The organism is Clavibacter sp. CT19, assembly GCF_027858075.1.
Lineage (GTDB): Bacteria > Actinomycetota > Actinomycetes > Actinomycetales > Microbacteriaceae > Clavibacter > Clavibacter tessellarius_A.
Genome location: NZ_JAQHYR010000010.1, coordinates 1 through 26,825, shown reverse-complemented (window position 1 = coordinate 26,825; position 26,825 = coordinate 1). Strand labels below are relative to the sequence as shown.

General features: G+C 73.1%; 27 protein-coding genes, 1 tRNA gene and 1 other RNA gene. 16 read left to right on the top strand and 13 right to left on the bottom strand.

Features of this window, described 5'->3' with window-relative positions:
- The first annotated feature begins 361 nt into the window (after positions 1–361).
- The 3 genes from PED38_RS12690 to PED38_RS12680 are packed head-to-tail and all read left to right on the top strand — an operon-like array spanning position 362 to position 3,716.
- Positions 362–1,453 (top strand): hypothetical protein, encoded by a 1,092-nt coding sequence (locus tag PED38_RS12690; RefSeq protein ID WP_270981559.1) that lies wholly within the window; start codon positions 362–364, stop codon positions 1,451–1,453.
- Positions 1,450–2,691: a lipopolysaccharide biosynthesis protein gene (locus PED38_RS12685; RefSeq protein WP_063071906.1), complete on the top strand. Its 1,242-nt coding sequence runs from the start codon at positions 1,450–1,452 to the stop codon at positions 2,689–2,691. The genes PED38_RS12690 and PED38_RS12685 overlap by 4 nt, the downstream gene beginning before the upstream one ends.
- Positions 2,688–3,716, top strand: a complete 1,029-nt coding sequence (locus PED38_RS12680; protein ID WP_063071905.1) for a glycosyltransferase family 4 protein — start codon at positions 2,688–2,690, stop codon at positions 3,714–3,716. The genes PED38_RS12685 and PED38_RS12680 overlap by 4 nt, the downstream gene beginning before the upstream one ends.
- Before the next feature lie 49 nt (positions 3,717–3,765).
- On the opposite strand, the gene PED38_RS12675 is transcribed toward PED38_RS12680, so the two are convergent.
- The 3 genes from PED38_RS12675 to PED38_RS12665 all read right to left on the bottom strand — a co-directional run bounded on the left by PED38_RS12675 (position 3,766) and on the right by PED38_RS12665 (position 6,082).
- The gene (locus PED38_RS12675; RefSeq protein ID WP_063071904.1) at positions 3,766–5,331 is read right to left on the bottom strand and encodes a sugar transferase; all 1,566 of its coding nucleotides are present in this window, start codon (positions 5,329–5,331) and stop codon (positions 3,766–3,768) included.
- Between the two features lie 140 nt (positions 5,332–5,471).
- Positions 5,472–5,759: a hypothetical protein gene (locus PED38_RS12670; RefSeq protein ID WP_063071903.1), complete on the bottom strand. Its 288-nt coding sequence runs from the start codon at positions 5,757–5,759 to the stop codon at positions 5,472–5,474.
- 119 nt (positions 5,760–5,878) lie between these two features.
- Positions 5,879–6,082, bottom strand: a complete 204-nt coding sequence (locus PED38_RS12665; protein ID WP_012038298.1) for a cold-shock protein — start codon at positions 6,080–6,082, stop codon at positions 5,879–5,881.
- A gap of 278 nt (positions 6,083–6,360) precedes the next feature.
- Here PED38_RS12665 and PED38_RS12660 point away from each other — a divergent pair, with 278 nt between their 5' ends.
- Positions 6,361–8,031 (top strand): bifunctional 3'-5' exonuclease/DNA polymerase, encoded by a 1,671-nt coding sequence (locus PED38_RS12660; protein ID WP_063071902.1) that lies wholly within the window; start codon positions 6,361–6,363, stop codon positions 8,029–8,031.
- Between the two features lie 74 nt (positions 8,032–8,105).
- Here the strand turns inward: PED38_RS12660 and PED38_RS12655 are convergent, their stop codons facing one another.
- Complete coding sequence (locus PED38_RS12655) at positions 8,106–8,288, bottom strand: hypothetical protein (RefSeq protein ID WP_063071901.1); 183 nt, start codon at positions 8,286–8,288, stop codon at positions 8,106–8,108.
- A 105-nt stretch (positions 8,289–8,393) separates the two neighbouring features.
- Between PED38_RS12655 and PED38_RS12650 the strand changes: the two genes are divergently transcribed.
- Positions 8,394–9,248 carry a DUF1684 domain-containing protein gene (locus PED38_RS12650; RefSeq protein WP_063071900.1) on the top strand — a complete coding sequence of 285 codons (855 nt, stop codon included), beginning with the start codon at positions 8,394–8,396 and terminating at the stop codon, positions 9,246–9,248.
- Between the two features lie 43 nt (positions 9,249–9,291).
- On the opposite strand, the gene PED38_RS12645 is transcribed toward PED38_RS12650, so the two are convergent.
- Positions 9,292–9,879: a helix-turn-helix transcriptional regulator gene (locus tag PED38_RS12645; protein ID WP_063071899.1), complete on the bottom strand. Its 588-nt coding sequence runs from the start codon at positions 9,877–9,879 to the stop codon at positions 9,292–9,294.
- Between the two features lie 269 nt (positions 9,880–10,148).
- Here PED38_RS12645 and PED38_RS12640 point away from each other — a divergent pair, with 269 nt between their 5' ends.
- A complete protein-coding gene (locus tag PED38_RS12640) occupies positions 10,149–10,667 on the top strand; it encodes a DUF3145 domain-containing protein (RefSeq protein WP_012038303.1) in 519 nt (172 codons plus the stop codon).
- Between the two features lie 218 nt (positions 10,668–10,885).
- A complete protein-coding gene (locus PED38_RS12635; RefSeq protein WP_063071898.1) occupies positions 10,886–12,328 on the top strand; it encodes an O-antigen ligase family protein in 1,443 nt (480 codons plus the stop codon).
- 102 nt (positions 12,329–12,430) lie between these two features.
- On the opposite strand, the gene PED38_RS12630 is transcribed toward PED38_RS12635, so the two are convergent.
- The 6 genes from PED38_RS12630 to aceE all read right to left on the bottom strand — a co-directional run bounded on the left by PED38_RS12630 (position 12,431) and on the right by aceE (position 20,128).
- Entirely contained in the window at positions 12,431–13,672 is a 1,242-nt protein-coding gene (locus PED38_RS12630; protein ID WP_063071897.1) for a beta-ketoacyl-[acyl-carrier-protein] synthase family protein, read from the bottom strand.
- A gap of 79 nt (positions 13,673–13,751) precedes the next feature.
- Positions 13,752–14,000 carry an acyl carrier protein gene (locus PED38_RS12625; protein WP_012038305.1) on the bottom strand — a complete coding sequence of 83 codons (249 nt, stop codon included), beginning with the start codon at positions 13,998–14,000 and terminating at the stop codon, positions 13,752–13,754.
- Between the two features lie 50 nt (positions 14,001–14,050).
- On the bottom strand, positions 14,051–15,064 hold the full coding sequence (locus PED38_RS12620) for a beta-ketoacyl-ACP synthase III (RefSeq protein WP_270981552.1): 1,014 nt from the start codon (positions 15,062–15,064) through the stop codon (positions 14,051–14,053).
- A gap of 31 nt (positions 15,065–15,095) precedes the next feature.
- The gene (locus PED38_RS12615; RefSeq protein ID WP_063071895.1) at positions 15,096–16,016 is read right to left on the bottom strand and encodes an ACP S-malonyltransferase; all 921 of its coding nucleotides are present in this window, start codon (positions 16,014–16,016) and stop codon (positions 15,096–15,098) included.
- Positions 16,017–16,110: 94 nt separating this feature from the next.
- The gene (locus tag PED38_RS12610) at positions 16,111–17,385 is read right to left on the bottom strand and encodes a PucR family transcriptional regulator (RefSeq protein ID WP_270981550.1); all 1,275 of its coding nucleotides are present in this window, start codon (positions 17,383–17,385) and stop codon (positions 16,111–16,113) included.
- Positions 17,386–17,401: 16 nt separating this feature from the next.
- The gene (gene aceE / locus PED38_RS12605; RefSeq protein ID WP_270981548.1) at positions 17,402–20,128 is read right to left on the bottom strand and encodes a pyruvate dehydrogenase (acetyl-transferring), homodimeric type; all 2,727 of its coding nucleotides are present in this window, start codon (positions 20,126–20,128) and stop codon (positions 17,402–17,404) included.
- Between the two features lie 226 nt (positions 20,129–20,354).
- Here aceE and PED38_RS12600 point away from each other — a divergent pair, with 226 nt between their 5' ends.
- Entirely contained in the window at positions 20,355–20,828 is a 474-nt protein-coding gene (locus tag PED38_RS12600) for a peroxiredoxin (RefSeq protein WP_063071892.1), read from the top strand.
- Positions 20,829–20,846: 18 nt separating this feature from the next.
- Here PED38_RS12600 and PED38_RS12595 read toward each other — a convergent pair whose 3' ends face one another.
- Complete coding sequence (locus PED38_RS12595; RefSeq protein WP_063071891.1) at positions 20,847–21,536, bottom strand: DUF1345 domain-containing protein; 690 nt, start codon at positions 21,534–21,536, stop codon at positions 20,847–20,849.
- Positions 21,537–21,627: 91 nt separating this feature from the next.
- Here PED38_RS12595 and PED38_RS12590 point away from each other — a divergent pair.
- Positions 21,628–21,700, top strand: a tRNA-Val gene (locus PED38_RS12590).
- Here the strand turns inward: PED38_RS12590 and PED38_RS12585 are convergent.
- Entirely contained in the window at positions 21,660–22,313 is a 654-nt protein-coding gene (locus PED38_RS12585) for a TetR/AcrR family transcriptional regulator (protein ID WP_081235034.1), read from the bottom strand. The two genes, PED38_RS12590 and PED38_RS12585, sit on opposite strands and share 41 nt — an antisense overlap.
- Before the next feature lie 85 nt (positions 22,314–22,398).
- On the opposite strand from PED38_RS12585, the gene PED38_RS12580 reads away from it, so the two are divergent.
- The 7 genes from PED38_RS12580 to rnpB all read left to right on the top strand — a co-directional run bounded on the left by PED38_RS12580 (position 22,399) and on the right by rnpB (position 26,712).
- Entirely contained in the window at positions 22,399–23,046 is a 648-nt protein-coding gene (locus PED38_RS12580) for a biotin transporter BioY (RefSeq protein ID WP_063071890.1), read from the top strand.
- Complete coding sequence (locus PED38_RS12575) at positions 23,043–23,729, top strand: energy-coupling factor ABC transporter ATP-binding protein (RefSeq protein WP_063071889.1); 687 nt, start codon at positions 23,043–23,045, stop codon at positions 23,727–23,729. The genes PED38_RS12580 and PED38_RS12575 overlap by 4 nt, the downstream gene beginning before the upstream one ends.
- A complete protein-coding gene (locus PED38_RS12570) occupies positions 23,726–24,331 on the top strand; it encodes an energy-coupling factor transporter transmembrane component T (protein ID WP_063071888.1) in 606 nt (201 codons plus the stop codon). Before PED38_RS12575 ends, PED38_RS12570 begins: the two co-directional genes overlap by 4 nt.
- Positions 24,332–24,403: 72 nt before the next feature.
- A complete protein-coding gene (locus tag PED38_RS12565; RefSeq protein ID WP_063071887.1) occupies positions 24,404–24,601 on the top strand; it encodes a hypothetical protein in 198 nt (65 codons plus the stop codon).
- A 49-nt stretch (positions 24,602–24,650) separates the two neighbouring features.
- Complete coding sequence (locus PED38_RS12560; protein ID WP_063071953.1) at positions 24,651–25,478, top strand: Nif3-like dinuclear metal center hexameric protein; 828 nt, start codon at positions 24,651–24,653, stop codon at positions 25,476–25,478.
- A gap of 75 nt (positions 25,479–25,553) precedes the next feature.
- On the top strand, positions 25,554–26,288 hold the full coding sequence (locus PED38_RS12555; RefSeq protein ID WP_063071886.1) for a zinc ribbon domain-containing protein: 735 nt from the start codon (positions 25,554–25,556) through the stop codon (positions 26,286–26,288).
- Between the two features lie 43 nt (positions 26,289–26,331).
- An RNA gene (rnpB, locus tag PED38_RS12550) (RNase P RNA component class A) lies at positions 26,332–26,712 on the top strand.
- The last annotated feature ends 113 nt before the right edge of the window (positions 26,713–26,825 follow it).

The window sequence follows — 26,825 nt, the reverse complement described above, 5'->3', positions numbered from 1 at the left end:
CCCGACGGCCCCAGCTCGTCGGTGGATCGGACCGGTGTGCGCGTCATCGCGACGGCGCCACCCCTCACAACGACCCTAGCCCGGCGTCGCCGGAGCGTCCCGGTCCCCGACGGCAGCACGGGGCGGACACCCGCACGGGGTCGGGCATACTGGTCCGGGCAGGGGGCTCGTCCCTCTCGCCGACGTCGGGAGGGGACGAGTCGCATGGGGGTACGGGCATGTCCGGAGCTGTCGTCGGAGTCCGAGCGCGCGGCCGTGCCGTGCGCACCGGACTCCCCGCGCACGACACGACCCGGGCACGCGTGCTGATCCCGGCCACCCGCGCAGCCCGGCTGCGGTCGGACGCCGAGGAGCTCCGCGCATGAGCGCCGGACGACCCGCGCCGGACGCCACCGGCGCACCCGTCCTCATCCTCGAGGGGAACGGCGACGGCCACCGCTTCTACTACGTGCGCCTCCTCGCGGACGCGATCCTCGCCGAGGGTGGGCGACCCGTGCTCGTGACCCGTCCCGGGCAGATGGACGGGCCGCATGCGGCGGAGTTCCTCGGCGGGTTGCCGTCGGCGTTCACCGTCGTCGACGTCCCCCGCGCGGACGTGGCGTCCGCCTCGCGGGTGGCGCTCCGGGAGGGCGCCCGCCGCATCGTCATCCCGGACGGCGACCGCCACCTCGTGTCGCTGGTGACGCGCCGTGGCAGGGACCTGCCCCATGTCACGGCGCTGGTGATGCGCGAACCGGTGCTGCGTCGCGACCAGGCGCTCCGTCCGCTGGCCCGTCAGTGGTCCAAGCGCGCGACGATGGCGCTGGCCGGCCTGCGCCGATCCACCACCGTGACCGTCCTGAAGTCCTCGGTCTGGGCCGGGAGGTCCCGCTTCCCCGTCGCGAACGACCCGGTGACGCTGGCCGCCGCGACCGCGGACGTCGCGGTTTTCCGCGAGCGCTTCGGCATCGACGGGGAGCGCCGGTGGTTCGGCGTGGTCGGCGCGATCACCGCGCGCAAGAACCTGCCCCTGGTCGCCGAGGCGTTCGCCCGCATCGCCGGGGAGGGCACCGGCCTGTTCGTCGGCGGCTCCGTCTACGACGGTCAGCTGGCCGCGGCCAAGCCGCATCTCGAGGAGGCCCGGCGGCGGGGTGCCCGGATCGTGGTCGTCGACCGGATGCTCGAGGACGTCGAGCTCGACGCCGCCATCGGCGCCGTGGACTGCGTCGTCCTCGCGCACTCGAACGAGGGCCCCAGCGGCATCCTCGGCAAGGCCGTCATGTCGGGCACGCGCCTGCTGCTGTCGGGGGCCGCGAGCCTCCGGAGGGATGCGGACGCCGTGCCCGCCCACGCGACCTGGACCCCGCTCACGGTCGACGCGATCGCGTCGGGGATGGCCGATGCGTGCCGCGCGGACCGTCCCGCCCCGGTCCCCGACATGGGCACCTCCCGCTTCACGTCGGCGCTGCTGTGACGGACGCGGCACCCGCTCCCGCGCCGTCCGGCGGTCTCGGACGGCAGGCCACCTTCCTGGCCGCGTCGACCGCGTTCGCGCAGATCCTCACGGCGCTCATCTACCTGTTCGCCGCGCGGGTCAGCGGCCCCACCGCGTTCGGGCAGGTGGTCACGGCCATCGCGATCGCCACGAGCGCCGTCGGCGTCCTCGACTTCGGCACCAACTCGCTCTGGATCCGCGAGACGGCGAAGGGTGCGCTGACCACGCACGACCTCGCCCGCCGCGCGCTCGCCAAGACGCTGATCGCGCTGGTCGCCTTCACGATCGGCGGCGTCCTGCTCCACGCCCTCTCACCGAATCCGTGGCTGTGGACCGCGGCGCCCATCGCCATGTTCCTGCTGATCTCGCAGACGGCCCAGGTCCCGCTCCGCGCGCATTCGCGCATCGGCGTCGTCTCGCTGTCCCTGGTCGTCGACCGCCTGGTGGGGATGCTCGTCCTCTTCGGCGGGATGCTGCTCGGCGCGGACGGCGCGGCCTCCCTGTGGCTGGCCCTCGTCTGCGGCTCCATCGGCGGCACCCTGCTGCTCGTGTCGCAGATGCCGGGGCGCCGCCGGCTCCTGGTGACCCCCGAGCTGCGGCGCCACCCGTGGCGCGGCTCCGGGTTCTACGGGCTGAGCTCGATGGCCGCCACGTCCCAGGTCCTCGACGTCGCCATCATGTCAGCCGTGGCGGGACCCGCCGCCGCGGGGATCTACGGGGCCGTCAACCGCTGGACGCAGCCCATGGGGCTCGCCGTCTCGGCCTTCGCGGCCGCGGCCGTCCCCGTGGTCGCCCGCGCACGGTCCTGGAGCGCGGCGTGGCCGCAGGTCAAGAGGGCCCTGTGGCTGCCCGGCGCCGCCCTGGCCGCGTGCCTCGTGGTGATCATCGGCGCCCCGGTGTTCGTGGACGTGCTGGTGGGCGACGCCTACGCGGAGTCCGCCACCGTCCTCCGCGTCCTCGCCTTCGGGACGCTGTTCGCCATCGTCAACCAGCCCGTCGCCGTCTTCCTGCAGAGCCTCGGCCGGGACAGGGCGGTGTCGTTCGTGACGCTCTCCCTCGTCGCCATCCAGCTCGGTCTCGTCGCGGTCCTGGCGTCGCTCTCCGGCGCGGTCGGGGCCGCGTTCGCCTTCCTGGTCACGCAGGCGTGCATGCTCCTCCTCCTGCTGCTGCTCACCCGCACGGGGCGCGCGCGGGCCGGCGGGGGAGACGCATCGTGAGGATCCTGCAGCTGCTCCTCCGGCCGCAGATCGGCGGCGCCGAGACGCTCGTCGCGAGCCTCGCCGCGGAGTGGAGTCGGCTCGGCCACACCGCCGAGCTGGCCTACCTCGATCCGGAGGGGGCCTCCACGGGCAAGGTCGCGCGCGGGCGGCGGCTGCGGCGCGTCATCCGCGACATCGACCCCGACCTGGTGGTGAGCCACTCCGCCCTCCCGAACCTCTACTCGGCCATCGTGACCCCCCGCCGCACGCCGCTGCTGTCCGTGCTGCACAGCGCGACCGACGACTTCGCCTCCCCCCTCCTGCGGCAGGCGGAGGCGCACAGCCGCCGCCGCGCGCGCGCCGTCATCGCGGTGAGCCGGAAGCAGGTGGACGAGTACGCGGCGCACTTCCCGCGGAGGGCCCGCCCGGTCCTCGTCCCGAACGGCGTGTCCGGCGAGCTGCCGCGCCGGTCCGGGGCCCCGGGTCAGCCCGCCCGCGTCATCACCATGGCGCGCGTCGCCAGCCAGAAGGAACCCGAGCTGTGGCTCGACGTGGTCGACCGGTTCGCGCGGGGTGACGCCGCCGTCGCGTTCTCCTGGCTGGGCCCGATCCTCCGGACCGACCCGAGGATCGCGCGGTTCTGGGAGGACGTGCGGGCGCGCGGCCTCGAGCGCCTGCTCCCCGGGCCCTCGGACGACGTCGGTGCGGACCTCGCCTCCGCCGACCTGTGCTTCCACCCGTCGAGCCGGGAGGCGCACAGCATCGGCGTGCTCGAGGCGGCGGCCGTCGGGCTGCCGGTGGTGTGCAGCGCGGACGTCGCGGCCACCCTCCCTTCCCACGTGCCCGCCGCGACCTTCGCGTCCGGCGACGCCTCGTCGGCGGAGGCCGCGATCCGGTCCGTCCTCTCGGACCTCCCCGCCGCGCTCGACCGGGCGGCCTCGACGAGCGCGCGCGTCCGCGCGGAGTTCAGCATCGGCGCCACGGCGGGCGCCTACCTCCGCATCGCCGGCGTCGCGGGCCCCCGGGAGGCCGACGCGGGCTGACCCGGCTCGCCGGACGCGTCCCGCGTCGTGGACCGCGAGCCGGGCCCGCTCAGTACGCCCCCTCGCGCTGCAGCACGGCGCGCGCCGTCTTCCAGAGGATCACCAGGTCGCCCACGATGGACCAGTTCTCCACGTAGTAGAGGTCGAGCCGCACGCTGTCCTCCCAGGAGAGGTTCGAGCGGCCGCTCACCTGCCACAGCCCGGTGATGCCGGGCTTCACGAGGAACCGGCGGTGCACCTTCATCTCGTACGTCTCCACCTCGCGGGCGAGCGGCGGCCGGGGCCCCACGAGCGACATGGTGCCGTTCAGGACGTTGACGAGCTGCATCAGCTCGTCGAGGCTGTAGCGCCGGAGGAACCGCCCGACCGGGGTGACGCGGGGATCGTCCTTCATCTTGAAGAGCACCGAGTTGCCGGCGTCCCGGCTCTGCTCCTGCAGGTCGAGCAGGCGCGCCTCCGCGTCCGTCACCATGGTGCGGAACTTGAGCATGGGGAACGGGCGACCGTTGATCCCCACGCGCTCCTGGCGGAACAGGACCGGGCCCGGGGTGCTCAACCGGATGGTGGCGGCGATCGCGAGGAAGAGCGGCGACGCGAACACGAGGATGAGCACGCTCGCGACGATGTCGAAGGCCCTCTTGGCGAAGAGCTTCGTGCCCTCGTAGCGCGGCGTCTCCACGTGGATGAGCGGCAGGCCGGCGACAGGTCGGGTGTGGATGCGGGGGCCGCCGATGTCGGTGAGGCTCGGCGCGACCACGAGGTGCTGCCGTCCGGGCTCCAGCGACCAGCTGAGCTCCCGGATCCGCTCCGGCGCGAGCTCGTCGTTGCTCGCGATGACGATGGTGTCGGCGTCGACGGCGCGCATGGCGGCCGGGAGGTCGTCGAGCTTGCCGAGGACGGGGATGCCGGTGCCGGGGAGGGTGGCCGCGATGACGCCCGACGGGATGCAGGCCCCCACCACGAGGTAGCCGGCGTAGGGCTGGCGGGCGAGCTCCCGGGCGAGGAAGCCGGTCGAGGCCTCGGATCCGATGAGGAGCACGCGGGAGGAGTAGCGACCCTTCGCGCGTTGCACGTTGAGCCACTGCCGCCACATCCAGCGGCTGAGCACGAGGGTCACGAGCCCGAGGGGCAGCGCGAGGATGATGTAGCCGCGCGCGAAGTCGATGCGGCCGAGGAACGCGACGATCGCGACCATGCCGAAGAGCCGGACCGTGGCCGAGAGGATGAGCCGGTACTCCTGCGGTCCCGTGCCGAGCACCCGGTAGCCGCGCGTGCCGTAGATGCCGAGGGCGAGCATCCAGCAGGCGACGATGACGATGGAGATGAGGGAGTAGCTGACGGTGACGCCGTCGTAGTCGCCGTTGAAGGCGACGTCGGAGGTCGTCACGCCGAACCAGGCGATCTGCACGCCGAATACCACCCAGATGAGCACGAGGAGGTCGGTGATCACGAGGCCGAACGCGTAGGTGCGACGCCAGTCGTTCGCGCGGGCGCCGTCGGCCGCGGTGACGGGCCCGACGTCGGGACGCGTGCCGCGCGCGGCGCGCTCCTCCGGATGCGACGGGGAGCCCGTGTCCTGAGCATCCGGTCCGTGCGTCGCCCTCTGTCCGATCACTGTCCCCCCAAGCCGATGGTGCGTCCCCCTGAGGCGTCATCGGCTCCAGGATCCGAGACTACAGGCGAACCCCTCGCATGCCCGGCGGCATGGCGCTCTCCGGACGGGAGCACAGCGATCCGCGGACGCGGATCACGGGGTCAGATGCGCGTCCACGTGCCGCCGTCGCGGCGCGTGATGCTCGCCCGCGGGACGGCGACGAGCTCCGCGGTCCGCGCCCGGACGGCTCCGGCGACGCGCTCGGCCATGGCGTCGTCGTCGGCGGTGAAGCGGACGGTGAGGCGGGCCTCGCCCCGCACGACCTGGATGTCGTTCGCCTCGAGCGTGGCGCGCGCGGCGGCCTCGCGGGCGGCGGCCGGCAGCACGTCGGCGGGATCGGCGCCCGGCCGCAGCGCTCCGACGGTCATGGTGATGCGGTAGGAGGGCACGGCCCCATGATCCCCCACGCCCGGAGCCACCCGTTAACGGGAGAACGGCTCCGACCGCATGGTCGGAGCCGTTCCCGGAAGCTCAGCGTGCGTCGCCCACCAGGGGTGGGCGGGTGGCGTTAGAGCGGGCGGATGTTCTCAGCCTGGGGACCCTTGGGGCCCTGGGCGACCTCGAACTCCACCTTCTGGTTCTCGTCGAGCGACTTGTAGCCGCCCGTCGCGATCGCGGAGTAGTGAGCGAACACATCCGCGGTTCCGTTGTCGGGAGCGATGAAGCCGAAGCCCTTTTCAGCGTTGAACCACTTGACGGTGCCTGTTGCCATGACGAAATTTCCTTCAAAAAGAGATGCATCGATCCCGGGACCCGGGACCGCAGGTCGTCTGCCCCTCTGACACGACTCCGGCGGACCGGGCGGATCTCGAGGACCTGACGACTTATGAGCAACCCTAGCGGGTACCGCGGCGCAAAAGGGGGATGCGGGCAGATTCGCGTGCGGTGTTTCCCTGCATGACGCGGTGGAGGGGCCGCATCCCGGACCGCCGCGATCCGGATCCCGCCTCCGGGGACGGCGGCGTCGGAGGCGGCCGCCATGATGGGGGAGTGCACATCCTGGTCGCGAGGACGCCCGACGGCGTGCGGCTCGTCGACCTCGACGCGACGAGCCGGGTCGTCGCCGCCCGCGACGTGGCATCCGCCGACTGGCCGCGCGTCGCCGCCGAACGCGAGCGCTCCACCGACCCGCCGCGCTGGGTCTTCGACGACACCCGCACCTGGGCGCGCCCGCTCCTCGCCGCGGGCGTCCGCGTCGCGCGGTGCCACGACCTGCGGCTCTGCCACGCGATCCTCCGCCTCTCCACCCTCACCGCGGACAGCGCCCTGGCGCGCACGCCGCCCGGCCCGTGGGACCGCCCCGCGGGCATCGAACGCGACCCGGCGCAGGGCGAGACGCTCTTCGACGACCTCGACGCGGCCGAGGGGCGATCCGCCGACGAGCTCGTCGCCGAGCTGCGTCTCCAGCTCGCGGCCGTCGCCGGCAGCGCCGCGCCCGGACGGCTGCGCCTGCTGCTGGCGGCGGAGTCCGCCGGCGCCCTCGTCGCGGCGGAGATGGAGCACGACGGCCTCCCGTGGGACACGGCCGTGCACGACGCGCTCCTCGTCGACGCGCTCGGGCCGCGCCCGGCGCCCGGCGGCACTTCTCCGGCGCTGCTGCGCCTCGGCACGAGGATCCGGGAGATCCTCCGCGCCCCGGACCTCAACGTCGACAGCCCGCCCGACGTGCTCCGCTCCCTGCGTCGCGCCGGGATCGACGCCTCCAGCACGCGGCAGTGGGAGCTGCAGGAGATCGACCACCCGGTCATCGCGCCCCTCCTGGAGTACAAGAAGCTGTCCCGCCTGCTCACGGCCAACGGCTGGACGTGGATGGAGACGTGGATCCGCGACGGCCGCTTCCACCCCGGCTACGTGCCGGGCGGCGTGGTCACCGGGCGGTGGGCCGCGAGCGGGGGCGGCGCGCTGCAGCTCCCCAGGCAGATCCGCTCGGCCGTGCGCGCGGATCGGGGGTGGCGCCTCGTGGTGGCCGACGCCGCCCAGCTCGAACCCCGGATCCTCGCCGCCCTCGCCGAGGACCGCGCGATGGCCGATGCGGGCCGGGGCACGGACCTCTACCAGGGGCTCGTTGACGCCGGCGTGGTCGACACCCGAGCGCACGCCAAGGTCGCGATGCTCGGCGCCATGTACGGGGCCACCTCCGGCGAGAGCGGCCGGTTGATGCCGCGCCTCGTCCGCGCCTACCCGCGGGCCACCGGCTACGTGGAGCAGGCGGCTCGGGTGGGGGAGAGCGGCGGCATCGTCAGCACCCGGCTCGGCCGCTCCTCCCCGCCTCCCACCGACGCGTGGCGGGACGTCCGCCAGCGCGGTCAGGGCGCCGAGGCGTCGCCGGCCGACGCCGCCCGCGCACGCACCTCGGCGCGCGACCAGGGCCGCTTCACGCGGAACTTCGTCGTCCAGGGCTCCGCCGCCGAGTGGGCGCTGAGCTGGCTCGCCGGCCTGCGTCGACGGCTCGCCGCGCTCGAACGGCCCGGGTCCCGTCCGCACCTCGTCTTCTTCCTGCACGACGAGGTCATGGTCCACGCACCCGACGACCGCGTCGACGAGGTGCGCGACGCCGTGACCGAGGCCGCCGCGGAGGCCGGGCGCCTGCTCTTCGGCGATGCGCCGGTCGACTTCCCGGTCACGATCGCGGTGGTCGACGACTACGCCCAGGCCAAGTAGCGCCTCCCCGTCCGCATGCGACGACGCCCGGTCCCTCACGGGGACCGGGCGTCGGGTGGAGCGGTGGGCAGGAATCAGCCGCCGGAGCCGACGTCGCCCTCGTGGTCCTCGCCCTCCGAGGTGTTGCTGCCCGAGCCGTCGGGCGTGGATCCCGCGGACCCGCTCTCCTCGGTGATCGAGGAGGACTCCACGTGCTCCTCGGTGTGCGTCGTCGTGCCGTCGTCGTCGGTCGAGGTGCTCTCTCGGTCTGTGCTCATGCCCCGACCGTACGCCCGCCTCCCGCGCGGGGGAACCCCGCCGACGACGACCGATTCGGCCCGCGTCGACTTGGCCGCCGACCTCCTGGCGGCGAGGATGGGGGCATGACCGATCCCGTCGCCCCCGTCGCCCCCGCGCCCACCGATCCGGCGGAGGTCCTCGCCGTCTTCCGCGCGCGTCGCGAGCAGATGGTCGTCCTCCCGCAGGGCAACCTGGCCCTCGTCAACACCCAGTGGATCTCGCACGATGCCGCGCCGCAGCCCGTCTACGGCATCCCAGGCACCTGGTCGCCGCTCGAGCCCGGGTCCTCCGGCCTGCGCGTGCACGCGTCCCCATCGGACGGGCTCATCGTGGACGGCGTGCTCGTGGACGGCGAGGCGGTCGTCCGCGGCCGCGACGACGCGGCCCCCTCCACCGTCGTCGCGAGCGACACGGTCTCCGCCTTCGTCATCGCGAGCGAGGAGGGCACCTACGCGCTCCGCGTCTGGGACGCGCAGAGCGAGGCGATCCGCGACTTCGGCGGCATCGACGCGTTCCCCTACTCCGAGGAGTGGGTCGTGACGGCGGACTTCACGCCCATCGAGGGCGGACGCGCGATGGGCTTCGAGCATCTCAAGGACGACGGGGCGACCAAGGACAAGGTGGTCCCCGGCGAGATCACGTTCACCAAGGACGGCGTGGAGTACTCGCTCGCCGCGTTCCGCGAGGGCCGCGCGCTCCTGCTCGTCTTCTCCGACGCCACGAGCGGCGAGTCGACCTACGGGGTGGGCCGCTTCCTGATGGTGGCGCCCTCGCCCGACGGCACGATCACGCTGGACTTCAACCGCGCCTACCTCCCGCCGTGCGCGTTCAGCTACAACTTCAACTGCCCGATGCCGCCGAAGCAGAACCGCTTCGCCGTGCCCATCGAGGCCGGGGAGAAGAACGTGCTGGCCAAGGACGGCGGCCTCCTGCACTGAGCCGCCCTCGGGACCTGCTCCGCGGCCCTACGGCTGCGCGGCCTTACGGCTGCGCGTCGCGTCGCGCGGGTCGACCGCGTCGCGGGGCGGCGGCGAAGCCCGTCGGTCGGGTGCCCGCGGCACCGGCGTCGAGGATCCGACGCTCGGCCGCGTCGAGCCAGGCGAGCCGCGCGGTCAGGGCGGCCTCCACCGCGTCCGCCGCCAGGGAGACGGCGAGCGGGACGTCGGTGTCGTGCGCCTCGCGGGACAGCGCGAGCTCGCGGGCGTCCGCGAGCGAGCGCTCGCGTTGGGCACGGACCAGGGCGCCCGCGTCCGCGCCGGGCAGGGACAGCGCGAGCGCGACCTTCACGAGCAGCTCGTCGCGCGTCGCCGGCGGCCCGATCGTCTCGTCCAGCCACGCGCCGACGTCCGCTCGGCCCTCGTCCGTGATCGTGTACGGCACGTGCCCGGCCTCGTCGGTCGTGCCCTTCACGACGAGGCCGTCCCGCTCCAGGCGGTCGAGGGTGTTGTAGATCTGACCGACGTTGAGGGGCGCCGCGGTGCCGGTGCGAGCGGTGTACTCCGTGCGGAGCTGGTACCCGTAGCACGTGCCCTCGGTGAGGATCGCGAGGAGGGCGTGCCGCACCGACATTCCTCCTCCGCCCCCGGCCCGGCGGGCCGCCCCCTGGAGCATAGGCATTCCCGGCATGCACGCCCGGGGGACCCGCCGCCGTCCCCGGCGCCCGATCGCCCGGATGACGTCTCCCTCGGCGCGTCGCGTCCGCGATGTTGCCGATCCCCAGGATCACCCGCCATGATGAGGACCGTCGGCGTCCGCGCCGGCCGCACCGGCAGGTGTGGAGCTCGTCCATCGCACGCAGATCGTTGGGGAAGACGCATCTGATCGGATGGAGGAGACCCATGGAAGCACCCGTCGCCAACTCAAGACCGGCTCGAGGAGTGCTCTACGTGCACTCCTCTCCTCGCGCGCTCTGCCCCCATGTCGAATGGGCAGCGGGTCGCGCGCTCGGTCATGCCGTGAACTTCACCTGGGATCCGCAGCCCGTGCTGAAGGGCGCCATGCGCGCGGAGTACTACTGGGAGGGCCCGGAGGGGTCCGGCGCCGCCATCGCCAGCGGCCTCCGCGGGTGGGAGCACCTGCGCTACGAGGTCACCGAGGACGCGGGTCCCGGCCGGGACGGGGGCCGGTGGATGCACACGCCCGACCTCGGCGTCTTCTTCGCCCAGACCGACACGGCGGGCAACACCGTCATCCCCGAGGACAGGATCCGCTACGCCCTCGACGTCGCCGGCTCCAACACCCTGGAGCTGCACCGCGAGCTCCGCCTCGCCATGGGACAGGCCTGGGACGACGAGCTCGAGGCGTTCCGCCACGCGAGCGACTTCAGCCCCGTGGTCTGGTTGCACAAGGTCGGCTGACCCGTACGCGCGGCGGGCGCCTCCTCCCGTCCGCCGCCGAACGACGCCGACCGCCCGGCCCGACGGCGCCGACGGTGCGTGATAGGTTCCACGTGAAGAGACCGGGGGGCCTCGCCGGCGATGCTCGGGGCACGCGGAGCGCAGTCCGACCGGATGGCTTCGCGGGCAATCCCTCCTACCGGACGTGCGACGAGCACAGCGAGATCGGCGACGACACCATGCGGGAACGACTCTCGACCCGAACCGCCGGCCTGGCCGGCCTCTCGAGCCCGGCCCTCGTGCTCGGCTGCGCCCTGTGGATCCTCGGGTCGACGTACGTCCTCGCCTGGGACCCGTTCGTCGGCACCGCCGTCGGGCTGGCGCCGATCGTGCTGTTCTTCATCATCCGCAACTCCGTGGTCCGGTTCCTCTTCGTCGTCGTCGGAGGCCTGCTCGTGCTCGGCTCGAGCGGCGACCTGAGCGCCAACAAGATCGTCTACGCGGGACTGCTCGTCGTGTGCGCCGCGGTGTCCGTGGTGCGCCTCATCGCCTCGCCCCCCTCGTACGCGCGCCACTTCAAGTCGCTGGTGTGGGTCGGACTGGCCCTGCTCGCGATCGTGAGCCTGAGCTTCCTCGCCTCACCCGAGGGCTCCGACCTGGGCACCTTCGGCCGGCAGGCGATCTTCTACCTCCTCATCGTGCTGGGTCCGGTCATCGGGCTCGACGCCGGACGCGACATCCCGCCCCGGATCACGTACCCCCTCGTGGGTGTCCTCGGACTCGTGGCGGCCGTCGGATTCGCCTTCGACTGGCTCGACCGGCGGGGCGTCACCGCCCTCTCCACGGGTCGGTTCATCCTCTCGAGCCTGATGCTGCCGTCCTTCGCCTTCGCGCTGGCGCTCGTCATGGTGTTCCACGCGGAGAAGCGGCTGGCGCGCATCCTCTGGCTGGTGCCCGTCGTCGGGATCCCCATCGCGATGCTGATCACGGGCACGCGCACCAACCTCATCGTGTTCGCGGCCGTCTTCGCCGTCCTGGGCCTCCAGCGGAGCATGCGCGTGCCGCCGGGCAAGATGCTCGGGCTCCTCGTGATCGGCGGTGTCCTGGCAGGTCTGGTCTTCCCGATCGTCGCCTCCGTGGCGATCGCGGATCCGGACTTCCTGCAGAGCCGCATCCGGGCGTCCCTGACCGTCCTCAACGGCCAGGGCGGTGCGGACCAGTCGTATGCCATCAGGCAGAACGCCTACGTCGTGGCCACGGGCCTCATCGACAGCAGCCCGGTGTTCGGCATGGGGCTCGGCTACACCATCCCCATCGTCCTCGACACCCCGCTCCTGACGGTCGTCCGCCTGGGCTGGCTCGGCACGGCAGCCGTCGCGGCCTTCATCGCCGCGATGGGCTGGTCGATCTGGAAGGCCACGCGCGCCATGGGCCCCTCTCCCGCCACGACCGCGTGGTGGGGCCTGCTCCTGGTGATGCTCTGCAACATCCCCTTCGGCACGCCGCTCGAGGACCGCGGCTTCGGATTCACCCTGCTCCTCGCGACGGTCGCGATCGCGAGCGGCCTGCACGCGAAGACGCTGCAGGGGACGCCGTCCGCATCCGACGAGGAACCGGCCGCCATCGCGCACCGCCTGACACCCGGTCCGGCGGGGAGCACCGGGATGCGGATGCAGGCCTGACCCGTCAGCGCGTCCCGCGAGAGTCCCGGTCATCTTCTCCGGGCACCGCACGCGAAGAGGCCCCGACCTGCTGGTCGGGGCCTCTTCGCGTGCGGTGGCGGGCTAGACGCTGCGGAACGCGATGACCGCGTTGTGCCCGCCGAAGCCGAACGAGTTGCTGATCGCCAGCAGGTCGCCGTCGCCGAGGGGACGCGGCGACGTCACGACGTCGAGCCGGATGTCGGGATCCAGCTCCGTGAGGTTGATCGTCGGGGGAGCGGTGCGCTCGGCGAGGGCCTTCACCGTGAAGACCGCCTCGATCGCGCCGGCGCCGCCGAGCAGGTGCCCGGTGGACGCCTTCGTCGCGCTCACGGGGATGCCGTGCACCGCCTCGCCGAACACGCGCTCGAGCGCCTTGTACTCCGCGATGTCGCCGACCGGCGTGCTGGTCGCGTGGACGTTGATGTGCGAGACGTCGCCGCGCGAGTAGCCCGCGCCCTCGATGCTCGCGATCATGGCGCGCGCGGCCGCCGTCCCCTCGGGGTCGGGCGCCGTGATGTGGAACGCGTCGCTGGTGACCGCGCCGCCGACGAGCTCCGCGTAGATGCGGGCCCCGCGCGCCATGGCGTGCTCCTCGGTCTCGAGCACGAGCGCGGCACCGCCCTCGCCGAGGACGAAGCCGTCCCGCGAGATGTCGTAGGGACGCGAGGCGCCCGCGGGGTCGTCGTTGCGCTTCGAGAGGGCCTGCATCGCCGCGAACGACGCGATGGGCAGCGGGTGGATGGAAGCCTCGGAGCCGCCGGCCACGATGATGTCCGCGCGGCCCGCCTGGAGGTGCGCGTAGGCGCTGGCGATCGACTCGGTGCTCGACGCGCAGGCGGAGACGACGGTCTGGATGCCGGCGCGCGCACCGAGGTCCATGCCGACCGCCGCGGCCGGTCCGTTGGGCATGAGCATGGGGACGGTCATGGGGAGGACGCGGCGCGGGCCCTTCTCGCGGAGGGTGTCCCAGGCGTCGAGCAGGGTCCACACGCCGCCGATGCCGGTGGCCCAGTCGACGGCGAAGCGCAGCGGGTCGACCTCGGGGGATCCCGCGTCGGCCCAGGCCTCACGCGCGGCCGTGAGGGCGAACTGGCTGGACGGGTCGAGGCGCTTGGTCTCGATGCGCGCCATGACCTCGGAGGAGGGCACCTTCGCCTGGCCGGCGAACGTCACGGGGATGTCCCACTTCGCCACCCAGTCCTGCTCGAGGGTGGTGATGCCCGACTCGCCGCGGAGGAGCGCCTGCCAGGTCTCCTCGGCGGTGCCGCCGAGGGGCGACGTCGCGCCGATGCCGGTGACGACGATCTTCTTGGGGGTGGTCATGCGTGGCGTCTCCTCGACGTCGGGAACAGGGGAGGGGGATGGCCGGCCCCGAGGTCGGGGCCGGCCATCCTCCGCGCGGTCAGGACTGCGCGTTGGTGATGAACGTGACCGCGTCGCCGACGGTCTTGAGGTTCTTGACTTCCTCGTCCGGGATCTTCACGTCGAACTTCTCCTCGGCGTTGACGACGATCGTCATCATCGAGATCGAGTCGATGTCCAGGTCGTCGGTGAACGACTTGTCCATCTCGACGGTGTCGGTGGCGATCCCGGTCTCGTCGTTGACGAGCTCGGCCAGGCCGGCCAGGACTTCTTCGGTGGACAGTGCCATGTGTATCTCCTCGTGGTTCGTGATGACCGGAACAGCTTATGGGGCGGGACTCAGGGCAGGACGACGACCTGCGCGCCGAACACGAGTCCGGCGCCGAATCCGATCTGCAGGGCGAGGCCGCCCGAGAGCGACGGGTCATCCTCGAGCAGGCGGTGGGTGGCGAGCGGGATGGAGGCGGCCGACGTGTTGCCGGTGGTCTCGATGTCGCGCGCGATGGCCACCGTATCCGGAAGGCCGAGCTGCTTGGCGAACTCGTCCACGATGCGCATGTTCGCCTGGTGGGGGATGAACGCGGCCAGCTGGTCAGCGGTGAGGCCCGCGCGGTCGAGCGCCTCCTTGGCGACCTTGGCCATCTCCCAGACCGCCCAGCGGAAGACCTTCTGGCCGTCCTGGCGGAGGGTGGGCCACGCGGACCCGTCGCGCATGCTCTTCAGGGTGCCGGTCATGCCGACGGCGTCCCAGTTGGAGCCGTCGGAGCCCCACACGGTGGCGGAGATGCCGGGGGTGTCGCTCGGGCCGACGATCGCAGCGCCCGCGCCGTCGCCGAGCAGGAACGAGATGGAGCGGTCGGTGGGATCGACGATGTCGGACAGCTTCTCCGCGCCCACCACGAGCACGTACTCCGCGAGACCCGAGCGGATGAAGGAGTCCGCCTGCGCGATGCCGTACGTGTAGCCGGCGCACGCGGCCGAGATGTCGTAGGCGGGCGCCGGGTTCGCGCCGATGCGGTCGGCGAGGAGCGCGGCCATCGACGGCGTCTGCACGGTGTTGCTCACCGTGGAGACGAGGACGATGCCGATCTGCTCGGGCCGGATGCCGGCCTTCGCGATGGCCTCGAGCGAGGCGGTGGTCGCGAGGTCGACGGCGTCGACGTCCGCGCCCGCGCGCTTGCGGGTGACGATGCCGGTGCGCTGGCGGATCCACTCGTCGGACGAGTCGATGGGCCCGACGAGGTCGTCGTTGGGGACGTCGAGCTCGCCGCGGGCGGCGCCGAGGCCCCAGATGCGGGTGAAGCGCTCGACGACGGGCGCGGTCTGGATGGTGGGGCGGGGCTGGGCGGTCATGTGTCCCTGTTCGGTGTCGGGTGCGGCGGGATCAGGCGTGCGCGTCGAGCATGTCGATGGCCGCCGGGAGGTCGTCGGGCGTGGAGAGCGCGAGGGTCGGCAGCCCCTTGAGGCCGCGCTTGGCGAGTCCGGTGAGGGCGCCCGCGGGAGCGACCTCGATGAGCCCGGTGACGCCGGCGGCGTCGAAGGCCTCCATGCAGAGGTCCCAGCGCACCGGGCTCGCGACCTGGCCCACGATGAGGTCGAGGTAGGCGGCACCGGAGTCGACCCGGCTGCCGTCGCGGTTCGTCCACACGGGGAAGCGGGGGTCGCGGGGCGCGAGCGGGGCGACGGCGTCTCGGAGCGCGTCCACCGCGGGCGCCATGTGGTGGGTGTGGAAGGCCCCCGCCACCTGGAGCGGGATGACGCGCGTCCCCCGGAGCGGCTCGGCCTGGAGGGCCGCGAGGGCCTCCGGCTCGCCGGCCACGACGATCTGGCCGCCGCCGTTGTAGTTGGCGGGCTCCAGGCCCAGCTCCGCGAGCCGCGCCAGGATGGCGTCCTGGTCGCCGCCCACGACGGCGCTCATGCCCGTGCGCGTGGTGGCCGCGGCCTCGGCCATCGCGTCGCCCCGCGTGCGGACGAGGGCCATGGCCTCCGTGTCGGTGAGGATCCCGGCGCCCGCCGCCGCGGTGATCTCGCCCACCGAATGCCCGGCGATGCCGGCCACGTAGGCGTCCCGGCCGTCGGCGAGGAGCGCCCGGAGGGCCATGATGCCCGCCGCGACGATGAGCGGCTGCGCGACGGCGGTGTCGCGGATGGTGTCCGCGTCGGATGTGGTGCCGTGCAAGACGAGGTCGAGCCCGGCCGCGTCGCCGAGCTCGCCGAGGAGCCGGGCGTGATCGGGGTGCTCCAGCCACGGGGAGAGGAATCCGGGCTTCTGGGAGCCCTGGCCGGGGCACACGACGATGATCATCCGTCCATCCTCCCAGCGTGCGCGAGCCGCGTCGGAGTCGAGGTCCTACAGAGGATCCTCCACGACGTTGTGACGAGGCCACACGATCGGCGGGTCACCGGGCCGCCTGGCGCTTCGGCCGCGTCCGACCGGGCGTCTGCTGCTTGGGCACGACGGTCCCCGCCTCGGCGATGCTGCCGATGATGAGCGCCGCCTGGAGGATGAGCGCCTCGCGGGCCCCCGTCGCATCCCAGCCGATGACGTCCGACACGCGCTTCAGGCGGTACCGCACGGTGTTCGGGTGCACGAACAGCTCCCGCGCGGTCGCCTCGAGCGACCGACCGGTGTCGAGGTAGCACCACAGCGTCGCGAGCAGCTCGGTCGAGTGCGCCTGGAGGGGCTTGTAGATGCGGTTGATGAGGGTCGAGCGCGCGAGCGGATCGCCGGCGAGGGCGCGTTCGGGGAGCAGGTCGTCGGCGAGCGTCGGTCGCGGGGCGTTGCGCCAGGAGCGCGCGACGGCGAACCCCGCGAGGGCGGCCCGCGCGCTGCGGGAGGCCTCGACCAGGCTCGGCACCTCGTGGCCGAGCACGAGGTGGCCGTTCCCGAACCCCGGCTCGAGCTGCGTGGCGATCTCGAGGAACGCGACCTGCGTCGCCTCCGCCTCCGGGACCTCCGGATCCGCCACCGCGGGCGACGCGCGCCCGATCACGAGCACGAGCCGGCTTCCCTGCACGCCGATGAGGACGTCGGCGTCGAGGTGCCGCGCGGTGCGCCGGAGCTGGTCGACGTCGAGCACGGGGGGCGCCGTGCCGACGAGGACGGACACCTCGCCGTGTCCGTGCCACCCGAGGGCGGCGATGCGGGACGGCAGCTCGTCGTCGTACTCGCCCGAGAGGATGCTGTCGACCACGAGCGCCTCGAGCCGAGCGTCCCAGAGGCCCCGGGCCTCGGCGGCGCGGGCGTACACGTCGGCCGCGGCGAAGGCGATCTCTCGGGAGTAGAGCAGGATCGCGTCCCGCACCGTGCGGTGGCGGTCGCGGACGCGATCCTCGACGACCTCCACGGTGACGCGGATGAGCTGCAGCGTCTGCTGCAGCGTCACCGAGCGCAGGAGCTCGCGCGGCGCCGCGCCGAAGACGTCCGCCGCGATCCAGGGCGTGGAGTCCGGGTCGTCGTACCAGTGGATGAACGACGTGATGCCGGCCTGCGCCACGAGCCCGACCGCGGACCGCCGCCCGGGCGGCATCGCGCCGTACCAGGGCAGCGTGTCCTCGAGCCGCTTGAGCGTCGCGCTCGCCAGCTCGCCCGAGAGGGACCGGAGCCACGTCAGCGTCTCCGCCTTCGTCTCCCCGGTCTCCACGTCGGTGTCGTGCCGGTCGCTCGTCGTCACGTCAGGTCGGCGCAGCTCACGCCTCGCCGCCCGCCGATCCGGTCGTGCCGGCGGTGACGTCCAGCAGGCGGTACTTGTCGATCGCCCACTTCGGCGCGTCCCGGTCGACCTTGCCCTGCTTGGCGAGGCGCTGCAGCGTCTTCACGACCATCGACGGGCCGTCGATCGCGAAGAAGCGGCGGGCCGCCGGACGCGTGTCCGAGAAGCCGAAGCCGTCGGCGCCGAGCGTCGAGTAGTCGCCGGGGACGAACTGGCGGATCTGGTCGGGCACCGCGTGCGAGAAGTCGGTGACCGCGACGAACGGGCCCTCGGATCCGCGGAGCTTCTCCTCCAGGTACGGCACGCGCTCCTCGGAGTGCGGGTGGAGCAGGTTGTGCTCCTCGGCCGCCAGGCCGTCCCGGCGGAGCTCGCCCCAGGACGTGACGGACCAGACGTCCGCGGACACGCCCCAGTCGTCGGCGAGGAGTTGCTGCGCCTCGAGGGCCCACGGGACGGCGACGCCGGAAGCCATGAGCTGCGCCTTCGGGCCGTCGACCCAGCCGTCCTTGAGCTTGTGGATGCCGCGGACGATGCCGTCCACGTCCACGCCCTCGGGCTCGGCCGGGTGGATGATCGGTTCGTTGTACACCGTGAGGTAGTACATGACGTTCGGGTCCTCGTGCTCGCCGCCGTACATGCGCTCGAGGCCGGTGCGCACGATGTGCCCGATCTCGTAGGCGTACGCCGGGTCGTAGGAGACGACCGCGGGGTTGGTTGCCGACAGGACCAGCGAGTGGCCGTCCGCGTGCTGCAGGCCCTCGCCCGTGAGCGTGGTGCGGCCGGCGGTCGCGCCGATGAGGAAGCCGCGCGCCATCTGGTCGCCCGCCGCCCAGATCGCGTCGCCCGTGCGCTGGAACCCGAACATCGAGTAGAAGACGTAGATCGGGATGAGCGGCTCGCCCTGCGTCGAGTACGTGGTGCCGAGGTTCGTGAACGCCGCCAGCGCGCCCGCCTCGTTGATGCCCACGTGCACGATCTGGCCCTGCGGGCTCTCCTTGTAGGACAGCAGCAGCTCGCGGTCGACCGACGTGTAGTGCTGGCCGTTCGGGTTGTAGATCTTCGCCGTCGGGAAGAAGGCGTCGATGCCGAACGTGCGGGCCTCGTCCGGGATGATCGGGACGACGCGGTTGCCGAAGTCCTTCGCGCGGATCAGGTCCTTGAGCAGCCGGACGAACGCCATGGTCGTGGCGATCTCCTGCGTGCCGGAGCCCTTCTTGGAGATGCGGTAGGCCGAGTCGTCCGGCAGCGAGATGGCCGTGTGCTTCGTGCGGCGCTCGGGGGAGTACCCGCCGAGCGCGCGACGGCGCTCGTGCATGTACTGGATCGCCTCGTCGTCCTGGCCGGGGTGGTAGTACGGCGGCAGGTACGGGTCCTCCTCGAGCTGGGCGTCCGTGATCGGCACGCGCATCTCGTCGCGGAACTGCTTGAGGTTGTCGAGCGTGAGCTTCTTCATCTGGTGGGTCGCGTTGCGGCCCTCGAAGCTCGGGCCGAGGCCGTAGCCCTTGACGGTCTTGGCGAGGATCACCGTGGGCTGGCCCGTGTGCTCGCTGGCCGCCTTGAAGGCCGCGTAGACCTTGCGGTAGTCGTGGCCGCCGCGCTTGAGGTTCCAGATCTGGTCGTCGGTGTAGCCCTCGACGAGCTTCGCGGTGCGCTCGTCGCGCCCGAAGAAGTTCTCGCGGATGTAGGCGCCGCTCTCGGCCTTGAAGGTCTGGTAGTCGCCGTCGGGCGTGCGGTTCATCAGCTCGAGGAGCGCGCCCTCGGTGTCGCGGGCGAGCAGGTCGTCCCACTCGCGACCCCAGACGACCTTGATGACGTTCCAGCCGGCGCCGCGGAAGAAGCTCTCGAGCTCCTGGATGATCTTGCCGTTGCCGCGGACGGGTCCGTCGAGGCGCTGGAGGTTGCAGTTGATGACGAAGTTGAGGTTGTCGAGCTTCTCGTTCGCCGCCACCTGGAGCTGTCCGCGGCTCTCGACCTCGTCCATCTCGCCGTCGCCGAGGAAAGCCCAGACCTGCTGGTCGGAGGCGTCCTTGATGCCGCGGTTGGTGAGGTACTTGTTCGCCTGCGCCTGGTAGATGGCGTTGATGGGGCCGAGGCCCATCGAGACCGTGGGGAACTGCCAGAACTCCGGCATGAGGCGGGGGTGCGGGTAGGACGACAGCCCACCGCCCTCGTGGCTCTTCTCCTGGCGGAACCCGTCGAGCTGGTGCTCGCTGAGACGTCCCTCCAGGAAGGCGCGCGCGTAGGTGCCGGGGGAGGCGTGGCCCTGCACGAAGACCTGGTCGCCGCCGCCCGGGTGGTCCTGGCCGCGGAAGAAGTGGTTGTAGCCGACCTCGTAGAGGGCGGCGGAGGAGGCGTACGTGGCGATGTGCCCGCCGACCGCGATGCCGGGACGCTGCGCCCGGTGCACGGTGACGGCCGCGTTCCAGCGGATCCACGCGCGGTAGCGGCGCTCGAGGTCCTCGTCACCGGGGAAGTCGGGCTCGTTCTCCGGCGCGATGGTGTTGATGTAGTCCGTGGTCGGGACCATCGGCACCCCGAGGTGCAGCTCCTTCGAGCGCTTGAGGAGGCTGAGCATGACGTCGCGCGCGCGACCCCGACCCTGCGCCTCGACGAGCCCGTCGAGGGACTCGTTCCATTCGGCGGTCTCTTCCGGATCGCTGTCGGTGTGGTTCACCGAGTACGGATCCTGGTCGTTGACAGTCACCCTCGACCTCTTCCTGTGGTGTGCAGACATCGTCTTCGGTGCCACGGGGCTCGAAGGGTGCGAGACCGCGCGTACGCCGAGGGCAAGCCTACCCATGCGGACCGACGGTCACCGACGGCGGCCGGGAGCGGCGCGGCGGCGGCGCTGGACATCGCGGGACCCCGGCGTAGGATCGGTCCTCGTGCCAGACAGGGGACATCTGCCGGCACGGAAGGAACCGCACCCCATGGCCCTGGCCAACGACACACAGGCTCCCGACTTCGAGCTCGCCAACCAGTTCGGCGAGCGGGTCCGGTTGAGCGAGTACCGCGGTCATCGCGCGGTCGCCCTCGTCTTCTTCCCCCTGGCGTTCTCCGGGACGTGCACCGGCGAGATGTGCCAGCTCGAGGAGAACCTCGGCATGTTCGCGGACAGCCGCGTGGAGCTCATCGGCATCAGCGTCGACAGCAAGCACACCCTGCGGGCCTGGGCCGAACAGCAGGGCATCGACTTCCAGCTCCTCGCCGACTTCTGGCCCCACGGCCAGGTCGCCAAGGAGTACGGCGTGTTCCTGGAGGGGAAGGGCTTCGCCAACCGCGCGACGTTCCTCATCGACACGCGGGGCATCATCCGCCGCAGCTTCATCACGGCTCCGGGCGAGGCGCGCGAGCTCGACGCCTACCGCTCCGCCATCCGCGACCTGGCTCTCGTCCCCGCCTGATGCCGTCGTCGCCCGCCGTCAGCTGAGGATGTTGACGGCCCGGGCGATGACGAGCGCGAGGATCACGAAGCCCGCGAACGCCTGCAGCGCCATGAGGCCCTTGGCCCGGTGCGACAGCGGCATGACGTCGGTGGGGCTGTACGCCATGGAGTTCGTCAGCGAGAAGTACGCGTAGTCGACGAAGCCCGGCACCCAGTCGGCGTGCTCCGACGACCGTCTGGCCACCTCGGAGACGGCCCCCGCGTCCTCGTCCTGGGGGAAGCGGAAGTCCGCCGGCGCGAGCGACGCCCGGGCGTGCGCCCGGCGCGCGACGGGGCCGCCGCGGTCCATCTCCCAGTAGACGAGCGCGAAGGCCAGCATGTTCGTCGTCCACACCTGCAGCGCCGTCAGGAGCAGCTCCGGACCCGCCTCCGAGGCGTCGACGAGGGCCACCACGAGCACCACGAGGCTCACCTGGTTCGCGACGAGCAGGAGACCGCCGAGGGCGAGGCCGAGCCCGCGCGACCAGGCGGTCTCCCGATCGAGGCGGCGCGGGTTGAGCACGACCAGCGGGACGAGCAGGGCGACGGCGGCGACGACCACGGCGATCCGCACGCCCGGGGGCACGGCGGTCGGCGCAACGCCGTAGAGCGCGACCGCGGCGAGGAGGCCGGCCGCAGCGGGCCAGCGGGATTCCGCGACCGTGCGGCGCGAGGGGTGGGTGGGCACGGGGGAGAGGCTACGGCGCTCCCCGTCCCCCGAGCGGGGGCGCGCCGACGCGGTCGGCTAGCATGGCGGGGCGCCGGATCCCCGGCCGCCCGGGCCCTTAGCTCAGTTGGTAGAGCGCCACGCTTACACCGTGGATGTCGTCGGTTCGAGCCCGGCAGGGCCCACCCCGGATCCCGTCTCCCGCCCGCGGAGCGACGCCAGGCCGCGCACCAGCAGGTCGATCCCGAAGTCGAAGCCGTCCCGCGCGTCGCCCCCGCGGTGCTCGTCGGCCGCGATCACCCCGAGGCGGGCGAGCTGGGTCCGCTGCTGCTCGTGGGTCACGTGGCCGAGCACGAAGTGCAGGAGCGCGTCCGCCGCGCGATCGGCGGCACCGGCGGCGAAGCCGGCACCCGCGACCGCCGCCGCGAGCGCGTCCCGGGCATCCGCCGCGCCGAGGCCCAGGGCCGTCGTGCTGGCGACGACCTCGGCGCCGTCGCGGTGCGCGAGGAGCGCCAGGCGCAGCGCGGACGCCTGGTCGCGGATGGCCGCCGTGGCGTCGCCCGGGGCGTCCGCGCCTCCGCGGTGCCGCGCCGCTCCGGCCACGATGCGGTCGGCCACCGCCGCCAGGAGGGTCTGCTTGTCCGGGTAGTGCCAGTAGAGCGCGCTCGGCTGCACGTCGAGGGCGGCGCCGAGCCGGCGCATCGTGAGGTCGGGGAGGCCGTGCTCGTCGAGGAGCCGGAGGGCCGCCGCGGCGACGTCGTCGCGGGTGAGACGCCTCCCGCCGCGCGCGTCCGCCATGCGCTCACTATAGTGAACGGCGTTCAGGAGCCGGTCCGGCTCCCGCTGCCGACGACCTGCCGTCGCGCCGATCCGAAGGATGCCCATGACCCCGTCCTCCCTCCCCGCCCGGGGCTTCGAGCGCGCGGAGCGCACGCCCCGCGTCGACGCCACCGACCTGGCCCGGGTCGCGGTCCTGGCCGCCGTGATCGCGGTGCTCGGGCTCCCCGGCGGCATCAGCGTGCTCGGCGGCGTGCCCATCACCGCGCAGACCCTGGGCGTGATGCTCGCCGGCGCGATCCTCGGCCCGTGGCTCGGCGCCCTCTGCATCGTCGTGCTCCTGCTGCTCGTCGCCGTCGGGCTGCCGCTCCTGTCCGGCGGCGCCGGCGGGCTCGGGGTGTTCGCCGGGCCGAGCGCGGGGTACCTCGTCGGCTGGATCCTGGGCGCGTTCGTGATCGGGCTCGTGGTGCACGCGGGAGGGCGACGACCCGTCGCCTGGCGCACGGCGGTCGGCATGGTGGCCGGCGGCATCCTCGCGATCTACGCGGTCGGCATCCCCGTGCAGAGCGCGGTGACCCGCCTGCCGCTCGGCGAGACCGTCCTCACGAGCCTGGTGTTCCTGCCGGGGGACGCGATCAAGACCGTCATCGCGACGGGGATCGTGATGACCCTGGTGCGCGGCTACCCGCGCGCCTTCCGCCGCCGCGCCGGCTGGACCCGGGCCCGCGACGCGCGAGCGGTGCCGACGACGTGACGCCTCCCGCCCTGCGGCTCGAGGGCGTGGGCGTCCGTCTGGGCGACGTCGACGTGCTCGCGGACGTGACCCTCGACCTCGACGCGCGGACGGTCGCCGTGGTCGGCGAGAACGGCTCGGGCAAGAGCACGTTCGCGCGGCTCGTCGGCGGGCTGGTGCGGCGGGACGCGGGCGACCTCCGCGTGCTGGGCCTCGATCCGGAACGCGACGCCCGCGAGCTGCGGCGACGCGTGGCCCTGGTGTTCAGCAACCCGGACGCCCAGATCGTGATGCCGACCGTGCGCGAGGACGTGGCCTTCTCGCTGCGGCCCGAGCGGCTGTCGCGGGCGGAGTCGGACGCGCGCGTCGACGCAGCGCTCGCGCGCTTCGGGCTCGGCGACCTGGCCGACAGGTCCGCGCACGACCTGTCCGGCGGCCAGAAGCAGCTGCTCGCCCTGACGGGCGCGTTCGTCCGGGGGCCGGAGCTGGTGATCGCCGACGAGCCGACCGCGTACCTCGACGCGCGCAACGCCCGTCGGGTCGCCGACCACCTGTTCGAGGACGGGCACCGGCTCCTCCTCGTCACGCACGACCTCGCCGCCGCGCAGCGCTGCGACGCCGCCGTGCTCTTCGCCGACGGGCGGGTGCGTCGGGTCGGGCCCCCCGCGGAGGTCGTCGCCGAGTACGAGGCGATGCTCGCATGACGGCGGGACCCTCGGCGGGACGCCTCGCCCGCATGCCCACCGGGCCCGAGCTCGTGCTCGTCGCGTTCGTCGTGCTCGGCGTCTCCGTCCTCCCGTCCACCTGGGCGGGAGCCGTCGCCGCCCTCGCCATCGCCATCGCCTGCTACGGCGCGGCCGGACTCGGCGACGGAGCGCTCGGGCTGCGGGCGCTGGGGCGCCAGGTGCGGGCGACGAGGTGGATCCTGCTGTTCACGCTGGTGAGCCAGCTGGTCCTCCTCGGCGTCGAGCCGGCGGTGTCGAACACCGCGCGCATCGCGGCGGCCATCGCCGTCCCGGGCCTCCTCATGCTGACGACCTCGACGACGGAGATCCTCGACGCGGTGGAACGGGGCCTCCGACCGGCCCGGCGGCTCGGGCTCGACTCCGAGCGGGTCGCGCTGCTGCTCGCGGTCACCGTGTCGACCGTGCCGGTGCTCGCGCGCCTCGCACGCGACGTGCGGGACGCGCAGAGGGCCCGCGGCGGGCGGACGGGCATCACGACCTCGGTCGTCCCGTTCCTCGTCCTCGCGCTGAAGCACGCCGACGACCTGGGCGACGCCCTGGCCGCGCGCGGCGTGCGCTGACCCTGCGGACGGCGGGTGCGCGGATCGTGCATCCGTTAGGGTCCTCACGGTCTTCCCCGCTACTGTTCCCCCATGAGCCCCGACACCGGCGACGACGAGGCCTCCCGGTCCGTGGTCGACGCCGCGACCCACGGATCGAGCAGGCACCCCGGTTCGTCGCAGCGCGCGCTGTGGCCGCTCGAGCCGCTCGTGCCCACCCCCGGGATCCTGCCCGAGGTTACGGCGGTGGGCGGCGGGGGCTCCGCATCGCGTGGCGGACGCCGCGGCTGAGGTCCTCCCGCGCGTCGGCGCCCGACGCCCCTTCGTTACGATGGGCGACGTGACCCACACCCTCGCCGACGCCGTCCGCGCCATCGAGGACGCCTGGCCGCCTGCGGGCGCGTCGGACTGGGACGCCTCGGGGCTCGTGAGCGGGGACCCCGCCCGCCCCGTGGAGCGGATCCACCTGGCCGTCGACGCCGTGCGCGCCACCGTCGACGAGGCCGTCGCCGCCGACGCCGACCTCCTGCTCACGCATCACCCGCTGCTCCTCCGCGGCGTCACGACCATCGCCGAGACCGGCTACAAGGGCGCCCTGCTCGCCGACCTCGTCCGCGCCGACTGCGCGCTCTACGCCGCGCACACCACGTCCGACGTCGTCGAGGAGGGCACGTCCGGGCGCCTCGCCGCCCTGCTCGGCATCCCGCCGCAGAGCCTGCGGCCCCTCGAGCCGGCCGGGGACGGCGTCCGCGGCATCGGCCGGGTCGGCGACCTGCCCGCCGCGACGACGCTCGGGCGCCTCGCCGCCGAGCTCGCACGGATCCTGCCGCCCACGGCCACCGGCATCCGTGCCGCCGGCCCGTACGACGCCCCCGTGCGACGCGTGGCCCTGTGCGGCGGGGCGGGCGACTCGCTCCTGGGATCGCCTGCCGTGAGGGGAGCCGACGTCTACATCACCTCCGACCTGCGGCACCACCCCGCCAGCGAGGCCCGCGAGTCCGCCGCGCTCGCCGGCGGCACCCCGTACCTCCTCGACACGTCGCACTGGGCGAGCGAGTGGCTGTGGCTCGACGTCGCGGCGGACGCGCTCCGCGCTGCCCTGCCCGGCACCGACGTCACCGTCAGCGACATCCGCACCGACCCCTGGGACTTCGCCGTCACCCAGTGACGCACGCGGCACGGGCCGCACCCCGCACCACCGGCCGGCGCGCACGTCGCACCGCCGCACCACGAGAGGGAGAGCATGAAAGCCGATCCGAGCGTCCAGAAGGAGCTCCTCGACCTGCAGGAGATCGACACCCGGCTGACGCACCTGCGCGGCCGCCTCGCCCAGCTCCCGCAGCTGAAGCAGATCGACGCGCTGCAGCGCGAGATGGACGGCGTCCGACGCCGCCTCAGCGAGCGCACCGGCGTCGTCGAGGACGCGCAGACGGAGCTGGCGCGGATCGAGTCGGACGTGGCCGTCGTGCAGGCGCGCATGGACCGCGACCGCAGCCGCATCGAGGCGGGCGGCAGCTCCAAGGACGTGCAGGCGCTGGAGCGCGAGCTCGAGTCGCTGTTGCGCCGCCGCGACAACCTCGAGGAGGTCGAGCTCGAGGTCATGCAGCGTCTCGAGGAGGCGCAGGCCGCGCAGGCCGAGGTGTCCGTGGAGCGCGATGCCCTCGCCGACCGGATCGCGGCCCTCGAGGCGGAGCGCGACGCCGCCGCCGTGGAGCTGCGCGTCCAAGCCGAGCAAGCGCAGCAGGACCGCGACGCCCGGGCGTCGCGGTTCCCCGAGGACCTCCTCGCCCTCTACGAGAAGCAGCGCGCCCGCTACGGCGTGGGCGCCGCGATGCTCCACCGCGGCATCTCGCTCGGCAGCAACATCGCCCTCCACCAGAGCGACCTCGACGCGCTGCGCAAGCGCGCGCCCGACGACGTCGTCATCGACCCCGAGAGCAACGCGATCCTCGTCCGCACGGACGAGTCCGGCCTCTAGGCCGACCGCCGGCCGAGCCCTGCCCTAGACTCGTCCCCGCGGATGGGTCGGCAAGACGGTCGCGCCGCGGAGGATCCCGAGAGGGGGAGACCGCGTCGAGGAACGTCCGGGCTCCGCAGAGCAGGGCGGTGGGTAACACCCACCCGGGGCGACCCGCGAGACAGTGCAACAGAGAGCAGACCGCCCGTCGCGGAAGCGGCGGGTGAGGGTGAAACGGCGGTGTAAGAGACCACCAGCGGCCCGAGTGATCGGGTCGGCTATGCAAACCTCGCCCGGAGCAAGGTCGAACAGGGGACGCACAGGCTGCTCGTCCAGTCCCCGGGTAGACCGCTGGAGGGCTGCGGTGACGCAGCTCCGAGATAGATGGCCGTCCATGGTGCCTTGTGCACCGGGACAGAACCCGGCGTATCAGCCGGCCCATCCGCACCACGCGCCAGACGCGGAAGCGGCCGGATCCCCTCGGGGGTCCGGCCGCTTCCGGCGTGCGGGGCTGCGGTCCGCGTCAGGCCTCGGGCTTCGTCTTGTCGTCGAGCTCGG

Bases quoted from the DNA above. Each gene is read 5' to 3' on its own strand.
- PED38_RS12690 (WP_270981559.1), top strand. From the start codon at position 362: ATGAGCGCCGGACGACCCGCGCCGGACGCCACCGGCGCACCCGTCCTC.
- PED38_RS12665 (WP_012038298.1), bottom strand. From the start codon at position 6,082: ATGGCAACAGGCACCGTCAAGTGGTTCAACGCTGAAAAGGGCTTCGGC.
- PED38_RS12615 (WP_063071895.1), bottom strand. From the start codon at position 16,016: ATGATCATCGTCGTGTGCCCCGGCCAGGGCTCCCAGAAGCCCGGATTC.
- PED38_RS12555 (WP_063071886.1), top strand. From the start codon at position 25,554: ATGAAAGCCGATCCGAGCGTCCAGAAGGAGCTCCTCGACCTGCAGGAG.
- PED38_RS12650 (WP_063071900.1), top strand. From the start codon at position 8,394: ATGACCGATCCCGTCGCCCCCGTCGCCCCCGCGCCCACCGATCCGGCG.
- PED38_RS12580 (WP_063071890.1), top strand. From the start codon at position 22,399: ATGACCCCGTCCTCCCTCCCCGCCCGGGGCTTCGAGCGCGCGGAGCGC.
- PED38_RS12565 (WP_063071887.1), top strand. From the start codon at position 24,404: ATGAGCCCCGACACCGGCGACGACGAGGCCTCCCGGTCCGTGGTCGAC.
- PED38_RS12635 (WP_063071898.1), top strand. From the start codon at position 10,886: ATGCGGGAACGACTCTCGACCCGAACCGCCGGCCTGGCCGGCCTCTCG.
- PED38_RS12655 (WP_063071901.1), bottom strand. From the start codon at position 8,288: ATGAGCACAGACCGAGAGAGCACCTCGACCGACGACGACGGCACGACG.
- PED38_RS12640 (WP_012038303.1), top strand. From the start codon at position 10,149: ATGGAAGCACCCGTCGCCAACTCAAGACCGGCTCGAGGAGTGCTCTAC.
- PED38_RS12630 (WP_063071897.1), bottom strand. From the start codon at position 13,672: ATGACCACCCCCAAGAAGATCGTCGTCACCGGCATCGGCGCGACGTCG.
- PED38_RS12585 (WP_081235034.1), bottom strand. From the start codon at position 22,313: ATGGCGGACGCGCGCGGCGGGAGGCGTCTCACCCGCGACGACGTCGCC.
- PED38_RS12570 (WP_063071888.1), top strand. From the start codon at position 23,726: ATGACGGCGGGACCCTCGGCGGGACGCCTCGCCCGCATGCCCACCGGG.
- PED38_RS12620 (WP_270981552.1), bottom strand. From the start codon at position 15,064: ATGACCGCCCAGCCCCGCCCCACCATCCAGACCGCGCCCGTCGTCGAG.
- PED38_RS12645 (WP_063071899.1), bottom strand. From the start codon at position 9,879: ATGTCGGTGCGGCACGCCCTCCTCGCGATCCTCACCGAGGGCACGTGC.
- PED38_RS12625 (WP_012038305.1), bottom strand. From the start codon at position 14,000: ATGGCACTGTCCACCGAAGAAGTCCTGGCCGGCCTGGCCGAGCTCGTC.
- PED38_RS12600 (WP_063071892.1), top strand. From the start codon at position 20,355: ATGGCCCTGGCCAACGACACACAGGCTCCCGACTTCGAGCTCGCCAAC.